The organism is Streptomyces sp. NPDC001678 (assembly GCF_042892945.1).
Lineage (GTDB): Bacteria > Actinomycetota > Actinomycetes > Streptomycetales > Streptomycetaceae > Streptomyces.
In genome coordinates this window covers 355,843-372,589 of record NZ_JBIAUP010000001.1, presented here as the reverse complement: position 1 = coordinate 372,589, position 16,747 = coordinate 355,843, and the positions used below count along the sequence as shown (strand labels likewise).

Genomic DNA, 16,747 nt, shown 5'->3' with positions numbered 1-16,747 from the left:
TTGCGGTTGCTCCTTACGAGTAGTGCGGATGCTTGGTGCGCTCGGGACTCAGTCGTGCGAGTGCAGCGGCTTGCCGGCGAGAGCCAGGTGGGCCTCGCCCATGGCCTCGTTCTGCGTCGGGTGCGCGTGGATGAGCTGGGCGACCTCGGCGGGCAGCGCCTCCCAGTTGTAGATCAGCTGGGCCTCGCCCACCTGCTCACCCATGCGGTCGCCGACCATGTGGACGCCGACCACGGCACCGTCCCGCACCTGGACGAGCTTGATCTCGCCCGCGGTCTTCAGGATCTTGCTCTTGCCGTTGCCGGCGAGGTTGTACTTCAGGGTGACGACCTTGTCGGCGCCGTACAGCTCCTTGGCCTTCGCCTCGGTGATACCGACGGAAGCGACCTCGGGGTGGCAGTACGTGACGCGCGGCACGCCGTCGTAGTCGACCGGCACGGGGTTCTGCCCGGCCAGACGCTCCGCTACCAGGATGCCCTCGGCGAAGCCGACGTGCGCGAGCTGGAGGGTCGGGACGAGGTCACCGACGGCCGAGATGGTCGGCACGTTGGTGCGCATGTACTCGTCGACGAGGACGTAGCCGCGGTCCATGGCGACCCCGGCCTCCTCGTAGCCCAGGCCCTGGGAGACCGGGCCGCGGCCGACGGCGACGAGCAGCAGCTCGGCCTCGAAGGTCTTGCCGTTCTCCAGGGAGACCTTCACACCGTCGGCGGTGTACTCGACGCCGGAGAAGCGGGAGCCGAGGGCGAAGTTGATGCCGCGCTTGCGGAAGGCGCGCTCCAGCAGCTTGGAGCTGTTCTCGTCCTCGACCGGGACGAGGTGCGGCAGGGCCTCGACGATGGTGACGTCGGCGCCGAAGGACTTCCACGCGGAGGCGAACTCGACGCCGATGACGCCGCCGCCCAGCACGATCGCGGACTTCGGGACGCGGTCCAGGACCAGCGCGTGGTCCGAGGAGATGACGCGGTCGCCGTCGATGGTCAGGCCCGGCAGCGACTTCGGCGTGGAGCCGGTGGCCAGCAGGACGTGGCGGCCGGTGATGCGCTGGCCGTTGACGTCGACGGAGGTGGGGGAGGACAGGCGGCCCTCACCGGTGATGTAGGTGACCTTGCGGGAGGCGACCAGGCCCTGCAGACCCTTGTACAGGCCCGAGATCACGTCGTCCTTGTACTTGTGGACGCCCGCGATGTCGATGCCCTCCAGGGAGGCCTTGACACCGAACTGCTCGGCCTCGCGAGCCTGGTCGGCGATCTCACCGGCGTGCAGCAGAGCCTTGGTGGGGATGCAGCCGCGGTGGAGGCAGGTGCCGCCCAGCTTGTCCTTCTCGATCAGGGCGACGTCGAGACCCAGCTGGGCTCCACGCAGGGCGGCGGCGTAACCACCGCTGCCGCCTCCGAGGATCACTAGGTCGAAAACGGTGCTGGCGTCGTTCGCCACGTCACGTCCTCCATGCATGGGTGCGCCGTCCGGTCGTCGGTGACCGGGCGGCGGCTGTCGTACGGCCGCTTTGCTTCGGCCCTGTGATGGGTGGGCCCTGTCCTGCCGGGACAACATCTTCGCACTTGTTGACGGAGGGCGGGACGCCGGGCCGGGCCTGAGTGACGACTGATGCGTCACCTTCGGGGGTTACCAGTGCGTAGAAATGTGAGTTTTCGCCCCGAGCGAACACGCGCCGTCGTCATGAGCGAACACTCGCCGGGACGGAACGCGACGCGGCCCCGGGGCATTCCCGGGGCCGCGTCGCCGAAGGCCCCCGGGTGCCTCAGCCGAGGTCGCCGTCGGCGGTGCGCTCCGCCAGCCGGACCAGGGTGCGGACGGCCGAGCCGGTGCCGCCCTTCGGGGTGTAGCCGTACGGGGCCTTCTCCCAGAACGCCGGGCCCGCGATGTCCAGGTGGGCCCAGGTGATGCCCTCGCCCACGAACTCCTTCAGGAACAGGCCGGCCACCAGGCCACCGCCCATCCGGTCGCCCATGTTGGCCATGTCGGCGATCGAGGAGTCCATGGACTTGCGCAGCTCGGCGGGGAGCGGCATCGGCCACGCCTGCTCGCCGACCTCCTCGGCGATCTCGTGGATCGCGGCGCGGAAGGCGTCGTCGTTGGCCATGACGCCGAAGGTGCGCTCGCCCAGGGCGAGGACCATGGCGCCGGTGAGGGTGGCGACGTCCACGATCGCGTCCGGGTTCTCCTCGGAGGCGCGGGTCAGGGCGTCGGCCAGCACCAGGCGGCCCTCGGCGTCGGTGTTCAGCACCTCGACGGTCTTGCCGCTGTACATCTTCAGCACATCGCCCGGACGGGTGGCGGTGCCGGAGGGCATGTTCTCCGCGAGGGCCAGCCAGCCCGTGACGTTGACCGCGAGGCCGAGCTTGGCGACGGCCACGACCGCGGCGAACACGGCGGCGGCACCGCTCATGTCGCACTTCATGGTCTCGTTGTGGCCGGCCGGCTTCAGGGAGATGCCGCCCGAGTCGTAGGTGATGCCCTTGCCGACCAGGGCGAGGGTCTTCTCCGCCTTCGGGTGGGTGTAGGCGATGCGGACCAGGCGGGGCGGGTTGGCCGAGCCCTGGCCGACGCCCATGATGCCGCCGAAGCCGCCCTTGAGCAGCGCCTTCTCGTCCAGCACCTCGACCTTGAGACCGTGCTCCTTGGCGGCGGTCTGGGCCTCGGCGGCGAAGCTCTTGGGGAAGAGGTCGTTGGACGGGATGTTGATCAGGTCGCGGGCGCGGTTGACCTCGGCGGCCACGGCGGCGGCCCGCTCGACGGCGGCCTTGAAGGCCTTGTCGCGGGGCTTGCCGCCCAGGATGGCGGCCTCGGCCAGCGGCGCGTTCTTGTCGGCCTTGGCGGTCTCCTTCTTGCCGTCCGTGCCCCGGTACGACGTGAAGGAGTACGCGCCCAGGATCGCGCCCTCGCCGATGGCGGAGACGGACTCGGCGTCCTCGACGGGCAGGGCGAAGGCGGCCTTCTTGACGCCGGCCAGCGCACGGGCGGCGGTGCCGGCCGCGCGGCGCAGCGCCTCCTCGGCGAAGCCCTCGTCCTCGGCGGGCAGCTCGCCGAGACCGACCGCCAGCACGACCGGGGCCTTCAGGCCGGACGGGGCGGGCAGCTTGGTGGCCTCGCCCTCGCCGCCGGAGGCGCCGAGGGTCTCCAGGACGGCGGCCAGCTTGCCGTCGAACGCCTGGTCCACGGCTTCGGCGCCGGGCGCGACGACGGGGCCCTTGGGGCCCTTCGCCACACCGACGACAACGGCGTCCGCGCGCAGCGTCGCCGCACTGGAAGTGCTGAGAGTCAGAGCAGTCACGGTGGTGGGTGTCCCTACTTCCGTTGAATTCTCGGCCGATAGTGGTGGGCCGGCCGCACCCAGTGATCGTATGCGCCGTGCACGGACCGTCCGGGCCCGGGCCGCCCGGCACGCGAGAGCGTATCCCCGGCGGTCACGCCCGGCCCAGGGCCAGGGCGAGCAGGGCCGCCGTCGCGGCGGTCTCCGCGAGCGCCCCGAAGACGTCGCCGGTGACCCCGCCGAACCGCCGTCGGCAGTGCCGCAGCAGTGCCTCGCCCGAGGCCAGGGCGAGGAGGACGGCCAGGGCGCAGCGCACCGCGTCGTACGGGCCCAGGAGCGCGCCCGCCCCGGCCGCGGCGGCGGTGACGGCGGCGGCCGTGGCACAGGCGGCCGTCCGGGGGACGGCGCCCGCGACGGCGGCGCCCAGCCCCTCCGGGCGCGCGGCCGGTACGCCCGCGCGGGAGGCGAGGGTGAGGGCGCAGCGGGCCGCGAGGGCCGCCGTCACCGCCGCGAGGGCGCCGCGCGCCGGGCCGGCCTCGTACGCCCGGGCGAGGGCGGCGGTCTGGCCGAGGAGGGCCAGCAGCAGGGTGATGACGCCGAACGGGCCGATGTCCGACTGCTTCATGATCCGCAGGGCGTCGGGGGCGGGTTTGCCGCTGCCCAGTCCGTCGGCGACGTCCGCGAGCCCGTCCAGGTGCAGTCCGCGGGTGAGCGCCGCCGGGACGGCGACCGAGGCCACGGCCGCGAGCAGCGGGCCGCCGCCCAGCCACAGGAGCGCCAGGCCCGTGGCGGCGGCGCAGCCGCCGACGGCCAGCCCGGCCAGGGGTGCCGCCAGCATGCCGCCGCGGGCGGCGGCGCGGTCCCAGCGGGTGAGGCGCACGGGGAGGGCGGTGAGGGTGCCGAAGGCGAAGCGCAGGGCGTCCCCGGCGGTGGCGCGGGCGGAGGTCGTGTCGGTCATCGCGGGCAGGGTATCCCGCGCCCGGCGGCAGTATTTTTGCTTTACGGCCTGGTCAAGGCGGGTGCGGGAGCGGAGAGTCCGATGGGTCACTGGCTGGCACGCAATATCGTCGAGCCGGGCAAGCTGCCGCTGCTGCTGGCGCTCGGGGCCTTCGTCCTGACGTTCCTGGTGACCCGGGTCATCACCCGGCTGATCCGGGCGGGCCGGGGCCCGTTCCGCAATATCCGCCCGGGCGGGCTGCACGTCCACCATGTGGTACCGGGTGTGGTGCTCATGGTGGTCGGTGGTTTCGCGGCGGTCGCGGAGGGCCGGCACGGCTTCGGGGCGTCGGTCGCGGCGGTGCTCTTCGGTATGGGCGCGGGGCTGGTGCTGGACGAGTTCGCGCTGATCCTCCACCTGGACGACGTGTACTGGACCGAGCAGGGCCGCAAGAGCGTGGAGATCGTGGTGCTGACGGCCGCTCTGGTGGCGCTGGTGCTCGCCGGTTTCTCCCCGTTCGGGGTGAACGAGCTGACCCCCGACGAGCTCCAGAACCGCACCATCGTGGTGACCAACACCCTGGCCAACTTTCTGCTGGCGCTGGTCTCCCTGGCCAAGGGCAAGCCCCGGCTGGCCCTGATCGGGGCGGTGGTGCCGCTGGTGGCGATCGTGGGCGCGGTGCGGCTGGCCCGGCCGGGCTCGCCCTGGGCCCGGCGCTTCTACCGCCGGCGGCCCCGGGCCCGGCGCCGGGCCCGGGTGCGGGCCTACCGGCACGACGCGCGCTGGGCGGCCGTGCGCATCAGGATTCACGACCTCCTGGCGGGCGCGCCGGATCGCTGAGCGTGCCCCTGAGGGGTGTGCCGGGCCGCCGGTCGCGCTCGCGGTGGGCGTCCCGGCGGGGCTTGCGCCGGCGGCGGAGCTCGTCGACGGCGCACACGGCCAGGATCGCCGTCATGGCGGCGATGTGCTCCTTGCCCGCGAGGTTGGGCTTGACGATCACCTCGGCGATCATGGCCGCCACCACCAGACCGCAGGTGAACCAGGCCCGGTAGCGCCAGGAGACGTAGATCGCGAGGCCCACGACGGCCGCCGAGGGGCCGGTGTCGATGACCTTGGCGGCCTCCGGCGGCAGCCCCAGCGGAGAGCCGGGGCCGAGGTCGACGCCCAGCCGGGCGTACATCGTCCCCGCGAGGGTGGCGGTGTAGGCGACGGCCAGGGTGCGCCATTTGCCCAGGCACGCCTCGGCCAGGCCGAAGACGATCAGGATCTGGGCCAGCGCCCCCCACACCGGGAGGTCCAGCGCGGGCACGAACAGCGACAGGGGAGTGCGCAGCAGCGCGACCCACCAGGGCAGATCCGCCTGGACGGAGCCGAGCCGCTGGACGGGCCCGTAGCCCCAGGACTGGTTCTGGACCACCTGGAAGACCGCCGTGAGGGCGACGGCCGTGAGCGTCATGGGGACGGCCGCGAGCCGTTTACGGGCGAACGTCCCCCGTACGGCCGCGTACAGCGGGCCCCATTCGGTGCGCGCGGCGCGGAGCAGCGCCGCGCGGGTCATCGCCGGCTCTCCAGGTGTTTGCGATTGAGCCACTTGGGCAGGCCGGGTGCCTCCAGGAAGCCCTCGGCCCGGGCGGCGGCCACACCGATCCGCAGCAGGTCACTGCTCTTCTCGAACAGCATGAAACGAGGCTCCCAGATGGGGCGGTATTTCGCATTTGCTCGGTAGAGCGACTCGATCTGCCACCAGCGGGAGAAAAAGCTCAGCAGCGAGCGCCACATCCGCAGCACCGGGCCGGCGCCGAGCCGTGAGCCCCGTTCGAAGACGGACCGGAACATCGCGAAGTTCAGCGACACCTGGGTGACGCCGAGTTCCTTCGCCCGCTGGAGCAGTTCGATGACCATGAACTCCATCAGGCCGTTCTCGGAGTCCCGGTCACGGCGCATCAGGTCCAGGGAGAGGCCCTTGGGGCCCCAGGGCACGAAGCTCAGCACGGCGCGCAGCTCGCCCTCGCCGTCGTGGCACTCCAGCATCACGCAGCGCCCGTCGTCCGGGTCGCCGAGGCGGCCCAGCGCCATGGAGAAGCCGCGTTCGGTCGCGCCGTCGCGCCAGTCGTCGGCGCGGCGCAGCAGCGTGGCCATCTCCTCCTCGGGGATGTCCTCGTGGCGCCGGACGGTGACGGTGTATCCGGCGCGCTTGACGCGGTTGTACGCCTGGCGGACGGTGCGCATGGCCCGGCCCTCCAGGGTGAACTCGGCGGTGTCGACGATCGCCTCGTCGCCGAGTTCCAGGGCGTCCAGGCCGTGCCGGGAGTAGATCGTGCCGCCCTCCTCGCTCGCGCCCATCACGGCGGGGATCCAGCCGTGCTCGCGGGCCTCGGCCAGCCAGGGCTCGATGGCGCCGGGCCAGGCCTCGGGGTCGCCGATGGGGTCGCCGGAGGCCAGCGAGACCCCGCCGATGGCGCGGTAGGTCACCGCCGCCTTGCCGGAGGGGGACCAGATGACGCTCTTCTCGCGGCGCAGCGCGAAGTAGCCCAGGGAGTCGCGGTCGCCCCACCGGCCCAGCAGCTCGCGCAGCCGCGACTCGTCCTCGGGGGTGAGGGGGTCGGCGGCGCGGCGGGAGCGGAAGGCCGCGAAGGCCACGCCGACCACCAGGGCCGCGCTCATCACGTTGATGGTGACGTCGACCCAGCCGGGGGTGGCGATGCCCGCGTAGCGGGAGTCGTCGGCGGCGATGGAGATCAGCCGCATCACGCCGTAGTGCCAGCGGTCCAGGAAGGTGGAGCGCTGCTCGTCCGTGGACTCGTTGGTGATCGTCACCAGTCCGGCCGCCAGCAGCGAGGCGACCAGCAGGCCCACCGCCGCGACCGCGGCGGCCAGCTTGGGGTTGGAGCGGTCGCCCTTGGCGTAGAACTCCCGGCGGCCCACCAGCAGGGAGAGCGTGAACAGGGCGGTGACGATCAGGGAGAACCAGTTCAGCGGGTGCCGGCGGAACTCCGGGAAGAACATCACGAACGCCAGCACCAGCAGGAGCAGCCCCGCCAGCACCAGGTTGAGGATCCACGCCGCCCGCTTGCGCCGGCGCATGGTGATCGCCATGAACAGCGACACCACCGTCGACGAGAAGCCCGCCGTCAGCAGGTAGGGCGTGAAGAACTCGTCGACGTTGTGCCTGCGGATGTCGGCGCCGAAGGACACCCAGACGGCGCTGAGCAGGTTGACGAACGTAACGGCACGCAGGTACCAGACGGCGAAGCCGGCGGCTCGCCGCCGCCGGACCGCGCCTCGGTCGCTGTGGACGCCCTCATCCGGAGTCAAGCGGACTTCTCCCATGAAAAGTGAGCATATGGGGCACCTTCTGCGGGGAATTCCGTGCGCTCACCGTGATCCGCCGGCCTGTCGCGGCCGGCGTCAGGAGCGCTCGGGAAGCTCCGCCGCCAGGGCCGCGGCCGCCTGCACCAATGGCAGGGCGAGCAGCGCCCCTGTCCCCTCGCCCACACTGACGCCCTGGTCGAGGAGAGGGTTGAGCGCCATCCGCTCCAGCGCCTTCGTCTGCGCCGGGTCACCGCCGGTCTGGCCCGCCAGCCACCAGTCCGGCGCCCGGAAGGCCACCCGCTGGCCCACCAGCGCGCACGCGGCCGAGACCACACCGTCGAGGATCACCGGCGTCCGGCGCACCGCGCTCTGGAGCAGGAACCCGGTCATCGCGGCCAGGTCCGCGCCGCCCGTCGTGGCCAGCAGCGCCAGCTGGTCGCCCAGGACCGGGCGGGCCCGGCGCAGCGCGTCCCGGATCGCGGCGCACTTGCGCATCCAGGCCAGGTCGTCGATGCCGAAGCCGCCCCGGCCGGTGACCACGGACGCGTCCGTGCCGCACAACGCCCCGATCAGGGCGCCCGCCGCCGTGGTGCCGCCCACGCTCAGATCGCCCAGGACGACCAGGTCGGTGCCGGAGTCGGCCTCCTCGTCCGCCAGCGCCATGCCCGTACGGAACGCCCGCTCGGCTTCCTCGGCACTCAGCGCGTCCTCGGTGTCGATCCGGCCCGAGCCGCGCCGCACCCGGTGCCGGGTGACCTCCTCGGGCAGCTCCTGCGGGTCGCAGTCCACCGACATGTCGATCACGCGCAGCCCCACGTCGAAACGGCGCGCCAGGATCGCCACGGTGCTCGTACCGTCGAGGGTCGCCCGGACGAGCTCGGCGGCCCCGCCCTTCGGCCCGCCCGAGACACCCAGGGACGCGACCTCGTGGTCGCCCGCGAACAGCAGCACCCTGGGCCGCTCGACCGGCTTCACCGGCGCCGCGCCCTGGGCGGCGGCGAGCCACTCACCCAGCTCGTCCAGCCGCCCCAGCGCACCGGGCCCAGGGCCCAGGCGCGCACGCCGCGCCTCGGCGTCGCGCCGGGCGGCGGAGTCGGGGCGCTCGATCAGCGTGGCGAACTCATCCAGATTCAGACCGCTCATCCGCGACACACTACCGTTCCTGTGCAAGTTGGCCAGTGCCGTCCAACTTGCCCTATTCCAGGCGCCACTGGGGCGGTGCCCCGACGGGGCCGCCACCGCCCGCCCCGGCGCAGGTCAGCCCGCCCCCGGCCGCACCAGCCCCGACTCGTACGCGACGACCACGAGCTGCGCCCGGTCGCGCGCGCCGAGCTTGGACATCGCCCGGTTGACGTGCGTCTTGACCGTCAGGGGGCTGACCGCCAGCCGCCCCCCGATCTCCTCGTTGGACAGCCCCGCGGCCACGTGCGTCAGCACCTCCCGCTCGCGGCCGGTGAGCGCCGCCAGCCGCTCGGCGTGCTCCGCCGGGGGAGCGGCGGGGCCCCCGCCCTGCGCCAGGAACGTCGCGATCAGCCCCTTCGTCGCGGCGGGCGACAGCAGCGCCTCGCCCGCCGCCGCGATCCTGATCGCCGCCAGGAGCTCGTCGGGCTCCGCGCCCTTGCCGAGGAACCCGGACGCGCCCGCGCGCAGCGACTCCACCACGTACTCGTCGACCTCGAACGTCGTCAGCATCACCACCCGCACGGCCGCCAGCGCCGGGTCGGAACAGATCGCCCGGGTCGCCGCCAGACCGTCCGTGCCCGGCATCCGGATGTCCATCAGGACCACGTCGGGCGTGTGCGCACGGGCGAGCTCCACCGCCCGCTCGCCGTCCGCGGCCTCGCCCACCACCCGCATGTCCGGCTCGGAGTCCACCAGCACCCGGAACGCGCTGCGCAGCAGCGCCTGGTCGTCGGCCAGGAGAACCGTGATCGGATCGCTCATGCGCTCACCCTAGGGGCGGGCGCGCCGGGGCCCGGCAGGGGCAGCACCGCGCACACCCGGAAGCCCGGCGTGCCCGGCCCGCGCGGGCCCGCCGCGCAGCTGCCGCCGAGCGCCACGGCCCGCTCCCGCATGCCGAGCAGCCCGTGCCCGCCCGCCTCCGGCCCGCGCTGGGCCGGGGGTTCCACGGCCCCGGGACGCTTCCCGCCGTCGTCCACCACCGTCAGCTCCAGGGCGTACGGGCCGCGGCGCAGCGTGACCTCGGCCCGCGCGCCGGGACCCGCGTGCTTGTGCACATTGGTCAGCGCCTCCTGGAGCACCCGATAGGCCGTCAGGTCGACCGCCCCCGGCAGCGCCCCCACGGCGGCCGCCGCCGCGTCCGGGCCCGCGCCCACGGCACCGACGGCCGGGCCCGTGGCCCCGCCGGGCGCGCCGGGCGGCGCCGGGACGGCCATGACGTCGACGGACAGGCCCACCCGGACGAAGCCCTCGACGAGCCGCCCGAGGTCGCCGAGGCCCGGCGCCGGCTCGGTCGGGGCCGCCGGGTCGCCGTACTGCCGCAGCAGGCCGACGGTCGCCCGGAGCTCGGCCAGGGCCGAGCGGCCCGCCTCCCGGACGTGCGCGAGGGCCTCTTTGGCCTGCTCGGGGCGGCTGTCCATGATGTGGGAGGCCACGCCCGCCTGGACGTTGACGAGCGCGATGTGATGGGCGACGACGTCGTGGAGCTCACGGGCGATGCGCAGCCGCTCCTCGGCCACCCGGCGGCGGGCCTCCTCCTCCCGGGTGCGCTCCGCCCGTACGGCCCGCTCCTCGATGGCCGCGACGAAGGCCCGGCGGCTGCGCACGGCGTCCCCCGCCGCGCCCGCCAGCCCGGTCCACGCCATGAGGCCGAAGTTCTCCTGGGCGTACCAGGGCGGGGCGCCCAGGAGCATCACCACGCCGGTGAGCGCGGTGACGGTGGTGACGACGGTCCGCAGCGCGGCGGGGCGCTCGCTGCGGACGGCCAGCGTGTAGAGCGCGACCGCGGCGCTCATGGCGATCGTGGTGCGCGGGGGCCCGTCGCCACGGGTGAGCACGACGGCCACGACCGTCAGCGCGCACGTCGCCCCGAGGACCGTACGGGGCGCCCGGCGGCGGAACACCAGCGCGCCGCAGGCGGCGGCGGACAGCAGCAGGAAGAGGGCGCCCGGTGGATGCCGCTCGGCGCGCGGCGCCAGGAACGCGCCCACGACGACGAGGCATAAGACGAGGCCGGACAGGAGGGTGTCGGCGGCGAGCGGATGACCGCTCAGCCAGCGGCGCGTACGGGCGAGGCCCGTGGCGGCGAGGGAGTTCATCGCGATCCCATCGGAGGTACGGAGACCGGCCGCGCCCTCGTTCCCGGGGGGGGGAACGAGGGCGCGGAGGCATGCCGGAGTGCCGTGGTGGCGCGCCGCCCGGCGGGGCTTCGGCGGGCCCGGCCGGGAAACGTCAGCCGGGGATCAGACCGTCGTCGCTGAGCATCTGCCGGACCTCTTCGAGCGAGGCGTCGGGCGCGGGCAGGATCAGCTCGGAGGGCTCCAGCGCGTCGTCGGGCAGTGGAACGCCCAGCCGGCGCACGGCTTCGAGCAGCGCCCCCAGCGTGCGCCGGAAGCCCTCCTCGTCACCGCTCTCCATCTCCTCGAGCAGCTCGTCGTCCAGGCTGTTGAGCTCGGTGAAGTGGCTGTCGGCCAGCTTCACCTGGCCCTCCCCCATGATCCGTACGATCATGACGGTCTCTCCCTTGCTCGGGTCGGCTCCCGCTCGGCGCGGCTCAGCTCTTGTCGAAGCGCGGCCGGTCCTGGGGCTGGGCCTGCCGCTCCTGCCCCGGCGCCCCGCCCTCGATGGCCGGCTTGGCGGCGCTGCCGCCGGCCAGCTCGGCCTTCATCCGCTGGAGCTCGATCTCGACGTCCGAACCGCTCGAGAGCCGGTCCAGCTCGGCGGTGATGTCGTCCTTGGCCATACCGGTCGGGTCGTCGAGCGCGCCCGAGGCCAGCAGCTCGTCGATGGCGCCCGCGCGGGCCTGGAGCTGCGCGGTCTTGTCCTCGGCCCGCTGGATGGCCAGACCGACGTCGCCCATCTCCTCGGAGATGCCGGAGAACGCCTCGCCGATCCGGGTCTGGGCCTGGGCGGCCGTGTAGGTCGCCTTGATGGTCTCCTTCTTCGTCCGGAAGGCGTCCACCTTGGCCTGGAGGCGCTGGGAGGCGAGCGTGAGCTTCTCCTCCTCGCCCTGGAGCGTCCGGTGCTGCGTCTCCAGATCGCTGACCTGCTGCTGAAGCGCGGCCCGGCGGGTCAGCGCCTCACGCGCCAGATCCTCCCGGCCGAGCGCCAGGGCCTTGCGGCCCTGCTCCTCCAGCTTCCCGGACTGGCTCTGGAGCTGGTTCAGCTGGAGCTCCAGGCGTTTGCGGGACGTGGCCACATCGGCGACGCCGCGCCGCACCTTCTGAAGCAGCTCCAGCTGCTTCTGGTACGAGTAATCGAGGGTCTCGCGCGGATCCTCGGCCCGGTCCAGGGCCTTGTTGGCCTTCGCGCGGAAGATCATCCCCATCCGCTTCATGACACCGCTCATGGGCCTCGCGCGCCCCCTTCTGACCGACCTTGGCTCGGGCTTAGGCTCCGGCACATCTTTCAGAACCCACAGTACGGGCCCCGCTTCCATTACCGCACTGTCCGGGCCCGGATGCGCTCCTCCTCCAGGACGATCAGGACCCGGCCGCCTCACGCGCAAGGAGGAGTGGAAAACCCGGGGGAGGGGAGGCGCGGGCGCCGGGGCGCACGCCGGTCGTTGCCGGATCGTGCCCGGCCGGACCGCGATCGGGCACGGAAAGCCCGTACCCTTGGGTCCCGTGTTCCGAAGCCGTTCGAAAGCGCAGGCCGCGACCCCCGAGGTGACCGCGGACCAGCCCAAGCAGCCCCGTGACCCGCAGGCGCCCAAGGGCCGCCCCACGCCCAAGCGCAGCGAGGCCAACTCCCAGCGCCGCACCCTGGCCGCGACCCCGGCCAACCGCAAGGAGGCCGCCAAGCGCACCCGCGAGGCCCGCCGCGCGGACATGGCCAAGCAGCGCGAGGCCCTGGCCAGCGGTGACGAGCGCTATCTGCCCGCCCGTGACAAGGGCCCGATCCGCTCCTACGTCCGCGACTTCGTCGACGCGCGCTACTCGGTCGCGGAGTTCTTCCTGCCGCTGGCCGTGCTCATCCTCGTACTGAGCATGATCAACCGAGGTGCCTTCCAGGCGTACGTCCTGCTCGCGTGGCTGGTGGTGATCCTCCTGATCGTCCTCAACTCCGTGATCACGGGCATCACCCTCAAGCGCGCCCTCAAGCAGCGCTTCCCCGACGAGAACCTGCGCGGAGCCGTCCCCTACGGCCTGATGCGCACCCTCCAGATGCGCCGGCTGCGCCTGCCCAAGCCCAAGGTCAAGCGCGGGGAGAAGCGCTGAGCGCCTTCACATCGGGCTTCGGGGGCGGCGCCGCGGCATGGTGCGGCGGGCTCGGGGGGTTGCGGAACACCGTTCGCCAGGAACTGGTCGCCCGCCAGATCGACGAGCAGATAGCCGGCCGGTTCCCGGTCGGCCGTCGGCTGCGCGTCCTCGACGTGGGCCTCGGCCAGGGCACCCAGGCGCTGCGCCTGGCCCGTGCCGGCCATGAGGTCACCGGCCTGGAACCGGACCCCGAGATGATCGCCGCGGTCCGCGCGGCGCTGGCGGACGAGCCCCAGGGCATCCGGGAGCGGGTGCGGCTGATCGAGGGCGACGGCCGGGACACGGGCGCCCACTTCCTGCCGGGCGCCTTCGACGTCGTGCTCTGCCACGGCGTCCTGATGTACGTACCGGAGCCGGACCCGCTGCTCGCGGGGCTGGCCCGGGTGCTCGCCCCGGGCGGGCTGCTCTCCCTGCTCGTCCGCAACGCGGACGCGCTGGCGATGCGGCCGGGGCTGTCCGGTGACTTCGCCACCGCGCTGGCGGCGTTCGACTCGCCCGCCTACACCAACCGCCTCGGCCTCGAGGTCCGCGCGGACCGCCGGGAGACGCTGGCGGCGACGCTGGCGGGGATCGGGACGCCGCTGCGGGCGTGGTACGGGGTGCGGGTCTTCTCCGACCTGGCGGAGGACGGGGCGACGCCCCCTGCCGGGGAGGGCCTGGAACGACTGCTGGCCGCGGAGGAACGGGCCGGGCGCACGGACCCGTACCGGGCGGTGGCGGCGCTGCTGCACGTGTGCGGAGTGCGCGGCGGCTGACGCGCGGTGTCCTCAAACTCCCCCAGCTACCGCTGGGAGGTGCCCCCAGACGGGCTGACTTTGTCAGCCCGTCCGGCGTTTGAGGACCGGGGCCCGGGGCGGAGCCCCGAAAATCGTCAGCCCGCGTCCGCCGCCTCGTGGAGGCTCATCGGCGCCGCGTAGATCTCCGTGTCGTCCTCGAAGAGCCGCACCTGGTCCACGCCGCCGTCCAGCAGGGCGCGCCACTCCTCGCCGATCCAGGACTCCGCGTCCCCCTGCGTCGTGAACTCCTCCGGCTCCACCGCCGGCACCGTCTCCGTCCCGTCGGCCTTCTCGAACCGCCACGTCCACGCCATGTCCGCCTCCTGGGGGATCGGGAACCTCTGCGGTCGCAGCCTAATGGTCACCGGTCACGCGGAGTAGTGGTGGATCGCGCCGGGCCCGTCGACGCGAGACGATCAGGGGGTGGAACTGACTCTCCTCGGCACCGGGGCCCCCGAGGGCCTGCCGCGCCCCGACTGTCCCTGTGCCGCCTGCGCCTGTGCCGTGGGGGACGAGGCGCGGGCCGCGACGTCCCTGCTCGTCGACGGCGCGCTGCTGCTGGACCTCACCCCCGGGCCCGCCTTCGCCGCCGCCCGCGCGGGGCGGTCGATCGCCGGGGTGCGCCAGGTGCTGCTCTCCCACCCGCACGACGGCCCGGCCGTGGAGTTCCCGGCGGGGCTGCCCGCGCCGGTGCGGGTGCCGGACGGGCGCGAGCTGTCGGTGATCAGCGGGCACCGGGTGCGGGCCATGGCGCTGGACGCGCCGGGCACGGGGTACGAGGTGACGGCGCCGGACGGCGAGCGGCTGCTCTACCTGCCGCCGGGCGCCGCGCCGGCCGGGCTGTCGCAGGCCCCGCGGCCGGGCCCGTACGGGATGGTGCTGCTCGACGTGCTCGGGCGGCCCGACGCGCTGGCCCGGCTGCGGGAGACGGGCGCGGCGGGCTCGACGACCGATGTCATCGGCGTCCACCTGGACCACGACGTGCCGCCCGGCCGGGAGCTCCACCGCCGGCTGGCGGCGGCGGGGGCGCGCACGGTGCCGGACGGCACCACGCTCGTCGTCGGCGACTACCACGCCGTACCGGACCTGCCCCGGCGGACGCTCGTCGTGGGCGGCGCCCGGTCGGGCAAGTCCGTGGAGGCCGAGCGGCGGCTGGAGTCCTTCCCGGAGGTGCTCTACGTGGCCACGAGCGGCACCCGCGAGGACGACCGGGACTGGGCGGCGCGCGTCGCCCACCACCGCGAGCGCCGGCCGGGCTCCTGGCGCACGGCCGAGACCTGCGATCTCGTGCCGCTGCTGGCCGCCGACGGCCCCCCGATGCTGATCGACTGCCTGGCGCTGTGGCTGACCGACGCGATGGACTCCGTCGGCGCGTGGGACGACGAGAAGTGGGCGAACGGCGGCGCGGAGGCCCTGGCCGAGCGGATGGCGGAGCTGGTCGCCGCGATACGGGCCACCCGGCGGACGGTGGTGCTGGTCAGCAATGAGGTGGGTTCGGGCGTGGTGCCGGCGACGGCGTCGGGGCGGCGCTTCCGCGACGAGCTCGGCCGGCTCAACGCGGCGGTCGGCGACGAGTGCGAGCACGTGCTGCTGGTGGTCTCGGGGCAGGCGCTGCCCCTGCGGGGATAGCGACAGCGGCCCCGCACCGTCGTCCGGTGCGGGGCCGCCGTCGTGGCACCGGCCTCGGTTACGGCAGCGCCAGCATCCGCTCCAGCGCCAGCTTCGAGTAGCGGGCGACCTCGGGGTCGACCTGGATGCGGTTGACGAGCTTGCCCTCGGCGAGGGACTCCAGGGCCCACACCAGGTGCGGCAGATCGATCCGGTTCATGGTCGAGCAGAAGCAGACCGTCTTGTCGAGGAAGACGATCTCCTTGCCCTCACTGGCGAAACGGTTCGCCAGGCGGCGGACCAGGTTCAGCTCGGTGCCGATGGCCCACTTGGAGCCGGCCGGGGCCGCCTCCAGCGTCTTGATGATGTACTCCGTCGAGCCGACGTAGTCGGCGGCGGCCACGACCTCGTGCTTGCACTCGGGGTGCACCAGCACATTGACGCCCGGGATGCGCTCGCGCACGTCGTTGACCGAGTCGAGGGAGAAACGGCCGTGCACCGAGCAGTGCCCGCGCCACAGGATCATCTTCGCGGCGCGCAGCTGCTCGGCGGTCAGACCGCCGTTCGGGCGGTGCGGGTTGTAGACGACGCAGTCCTCCAGCGACATGCCCATGTCGCGGACGGCGGTGTTGCGGCCCAGGTGCTGGTCGGGCAGGAAGAGGACCTTCTCGCCCTGCTCGAAGGCCCAGGTCAGGGCGCGCTGGGCGTTGGAGGAGGTGCAGATGAGGCCGCCGTGCTCGCCCGTGAAGGCCTTGATGTCGGCGGAGGAGTTCATATACGAGACCGGGACGGTCACATCGGCTATGCCGGCCTCGGTCAGCACGTCCCAGCACTCGGCGACCTGCTCGGCGGTGGCCATGTCGGCCATCGAGCAGCCCGCGGCCAGGTCCGGCAGGACGACCTGCTGGGCGTCGGTGGTGAGGATGTCCGCGGACTCGGCCATGAAGTGCACACCGCAGAAGACGATGTACTCGGCGTCGGGCCGGGCGGCCGCGTCGCGCGCGAGCTTGAAGGAGTCGCCGGTGACGTCCGCGAACTCGATGACCTCGTCGCGCTGGTAGTGGTGGCCGAGGACGAAGACCTTGTCCCCGAGCTTCGCCTTGGCCGCGCGGGCGCGCTCCACCAGGTCCGGGTCGGACGGCGCCGGCAGGTCGCCGGGGCACTCCACACCGCGCTCGCTCCGCGGGTCGGACTCCCGCCCGAGCAGCAGGAGGGCGAGGGGAGTGGGCTGGACATCCAAGGGCTGGGCGGTGGTCACGACACGCACCCTTTCTGTTCTGCGGACGGCGCGGGCGGACCTCCCGCCGAGCCTTGTCGTCAATTTGACGCTATCTATCATAACCCGTTCACGTCACTTTGACGATGGCCATCGCGTCGATGTGACGCATTCCCGTTCGGG

Annotated in this window: 16 protein-coding genes; 4 read left to right on the top strand and 12 right to left on the bottom strand. The window is 73.4% G+C overall.

Annotated features, from left to right (window positions below; translation table 11 throughout):
* Positions 1-48: 48 nt before the first annotated feature.
* The 3 genes from lpdA to ACFYZR_RS01665 form a co-directional block, all read right to left on the bottom strand.
* On the bottom strand, positions 49-1,437 hold the full coding sequence (lpdA, locus tag ACFYZR_RS01675) for a dihydrolipoyl dehydrogenase (protein ID WP_126913808.1): 1,389 nt from the start codon (positions 1,435-1,437) through the stop codon (positions 49-51).
* A gap of 325 nt (positions 1,438-1,762) precedes the next feature.
* Positions 1,763-3,295 carry a leucyl aminopeptidase gene (locus ACFYZR_RS01670; RefSeq protein WP_391903394.1) on the bottom strand — a complete coding sequence of 511 codons (1,533 nt, stop codon included), beginning with the start codon at positions 3,293-3,295 and terminating at the stop codon, positions 1,763-1,765.
* A 133-nt stretch (positions 3,296-3,428) separates the two neighbouring features.
* Positions 3,429-4,232, bottom strand: a complete 804-nt coding sequence (locus ACFYZR_RS01665; protein WP_391903391.1) for an adenosylcobinamide-GDP ribazoletransferase — start codon at positions 4,230-4,232, stop codon at positions 3,429-3,431.
* 81 nt (positions 4,233-4,313) lie between these two features.
* Here ACFYZR_RS01665 and ACFYZR_RS01660 point away from each other — a divergent pair, with 81 nt between their 5' ends.
* Positions 4,314-5,051 (top strand): hypothetical protein, encoded by a 738-nt coding sequence (locus ACFYZR_RS01660; protein WP_391903389.1) that lies wholly within the window; start codon positions 4,314-4,316, stop codon positions 5,049-5,051.
* On the opposite strand, the gene ACFYZR_RS01655 is transcribed toward ACFYZR_RS01660, so the two are convergent.
* From ACFYZR_RS01655 to ACFYZR_RS01625, 7 genes are all read right to left on the bottom strand, one after another.
* Positions 5,011-5,769: a hypothetical protein gene (locus ACFYZR_RS01655; protein ID WP_391903386.1), complete on the bottom strand. Its 759-nt coding sequence runs from the start codon at positions 5,767-5,769 to the stop codon at positions 5,011-5,013. The two genes, ACFYZR_RS01660 and ACFYZR_RS01655, sit on opposite strands and share 41 nt — an antisense overlap.
* Positions 5,766-7,541 (bottom strand): phosphatidylglycerol lysyltransferase domain-containing protein, encoded by a 1,776-nt coding sequence (locus tag ACFYZR_RS01650; RefSeq protein WP_391903383.1) that lies wholly within the window; start codon positions 7,539-7,541, stop codon positions 5,766-5,768. Before ACFYZR_RS01650 ends, ACFYZR_RS01655 begins: the two co-directional genes overlap by 4 nt.
* A 78-nt stretch (positions 7,542-7,619) precedes the next feature.
* A complete protein-coding gene (locus ACFYZR_RS01645; RefSeq protein WP_391903380.1) occupies positions 7,620-8,666 on the bottom strand; it encodes a nicotinate-nucleotide--dimethylbenzimidazole phosphoribosyltransferase in 1,047 nt (348 codons plus the stop codon).
* Positions 8,667-8,780: 114 nt separating this feature from the next.
* Positions 8,781-9,467: a response regulator gene (locus ACFYZR_RS01640; RefSeq protein WP_391903377.1), complete on the bottom strand. Its 687-nt coding sequence runs from the start codon at positions 9,465-9,467 to the stop codon at positions 8,781-8,783.
* Positions 9,464-10,801, bottom strand: coding sequence for a sensor histidine kinase (locus ACFYZR_RS01635; protein ID WP_391903374.1), 1,338 nt, complete (start codon positions 10,799-10,801; stop codon positions 9,464-9,466). The genes ACFYZR_RS01640 and ACFYZR_RS01635 overlap by 4 nt, the downstream gene beginning before the upstream one ends.
* 133 nt (positions 10,802-10,934) lie before the next feature.
* Positions 10,935-11,213, bottom strand: coding sequence for a hypothetical protein (locus tag ACFYZR_RS01630; protein ID WP_391903371.1), 279 nt, complete (start codon positions 11,211-11,213; stop codon positions 10,935-10,937).
* A 43-nt stretch (positions 11,214-11,256) separates the two neighbouring features.
* Complete coding sequence (locus tag ACFYZR_RS01625) at positions 11,257-12,051, bottom strand: PspA/IM30 family protein (protein WP_391903368.1); 795 nt, start codon at positions 12,049-12,051, stop codon at positions 11,257-11,259.
* Positions 12,052-12,328: 277 nt separating this feature from the next.
* Between ACFYZR_RS01625 and ACFYZR_RS01620 the strand changes: the two genes are divergently transcribed.
* Both ACFYZR_RS01620 and ACFYZR_RS01615 read left to right on the top strand, forming a co-directional pair.
* On the top strand, positions 12,329-12,922 hold the full coding sequence (locus ACFYZR_RS01620) for a DUF3043 domain-containing protein (protein WP_391903366.1): 594 nt from the start codon (positions 12,329-12,331) through the stop codon (positions 12,920-12,922).
* A 59-nt stretch (positions 12,923-12,981) separates the two neighbouring features.
* A complete protein-coding gene (locus ACFYZR_RS01615; protein ID WP_391903363.1) occupies positions 12,982-13,719 on the top strand; it encodes a class I SAM-dependent methyltransferase in 738 nt (245 codons plus the stop codon).
* A gap of 116 nt (positions 13,720-13,835) precedes the next feature.
* Here the strand turns inward: ACFYZR_RS01615 and ACFYZR_RS01610 are convergent, their stop codons facing one another.
* Positions 13,836-14,054, bottom strand: a complete 219-nt coding sequence (locus ACFYZR_RS01610; RefSeq protein WP_391903361.1) for a hypothetical protein — start codon at positions 14,052-14,054, stop codon at positions 13,836-13,838.
* 109 nt (positions 14,055-14,163) lie between these two features.
* On the opposite strand from ACFYZR_RS01610, the gene ACFYZR_RS01605 reads away from it, so the two are divergent.
* Positions 14,164-15,369, top strand: a complete 1,206-nt coding sequence (locus tag ACFYZR_RS01605) for a bifunctional adenosylcobinamide kinase/adenosylcobinamide-phosphate guanylyltransferase (protein WP_391903358.1) — start codon at positions 14,164-14,166, stop codon at positions 15,367-15,369.
* Between the two features lie 58 nt (positions 15,370-15,427).
* Here the strand turns inward: ACFYZR_RS01605 and nadA are convergent, their stop codons facing one another.
* Positions 15,428-16,606, bottom strand: coding sequence for a quinolinate synthase NadA (gene nadA / locus ACFYZR_RS01600; protein WP_391903355.1), 1,179 nt, complete (start codon positions 16,604-16,606; stop codon positions 15,428-15,430).
* Positions 16,607-16,747 lie beyond the last annotated feature (141 nt).

What these genes read in the sequence shown, in the direction of transcription:
- ACFYZR_RS01665 (WP_391903391.1), bottom strand. Translation starts at nt 4,232, where the DNA reads ATGACCGACACGACCTCCGCCCGCGCCACCGCCGGGGACGCCCTGCGC.
- ACFYZR_RS01660 (WP_391903389.1), top strand. Translation starts at nt 4,314, where the DNA reads ATGGGTCACTGGCTGGCACGCAATATCGTCGAGCCGGGCAAGCTGCCG.
- ACFYZR_RS01655 (WP_391903386.1), bottom strand. Translation starts at nt 5,769, where the DNA reads ATGACCCGCGCGGCGCTGCTCCGCGCCGCGCGCACCGAATGGGGCCCG.
- ACFYZR_RS01650 (WP_391903383.1), bottom strand. Translation starts at nt 7,541, where the DNA reads ATGGGAGAAGTCCGCTTGACTCCGGATGAGGGCGTCCACAGCGACCGA.
- ACFYZR_RS01645 (WP_391903380.1), bottom strand. Translation starts at nt 8,666, where the DNA reads ATGAGCGGTCTGAATCTGGATGAGTTCGCCACGCTGATCGAGCGCCCC.
- ACFYZR_RS01640 (WP_391903377.1), bottom strand. Translation starts at nt 9,467, where the DNA reads ATGAGCGATCCGATCACGGTTCTCCTGGCCGACGACCAGGCGCTGCTG.
- ACFYZR_RS01635 (WP_391903374.1), bottom strand. Translation starts at nt 10,801, where the DNA reads ATGAACTCCCTCGCCGCCACGGGCCTCGCCCGTACGCGCCGCTGGCTG.
- ACFYZR_RS01630 (WP_391903371.1), bottom strand. Translation starts at nt 11,213, where the DNA reads ATGATCGTACGGATCATGGGGGAGGGCCAGGTGAAGCTGGCCGACAGC.
- ACFYZR_RS01625 (WP_391903368.1), bottom strand. Translation starts at nt 12,051, where the DNA reads ATGAGCGGTGTCATGAAGCGGATGGGGATGATCTTCCGCGCGAAGGCC.
- ACFYZR_RS01610 (WP_391903361.1), bottom strand. Translation starts at nt 14,054, where the DNA reads ATGGCGTGGACGTGGCGGTTCGAGAAGGCCGACGGGACGGAGACGGTG.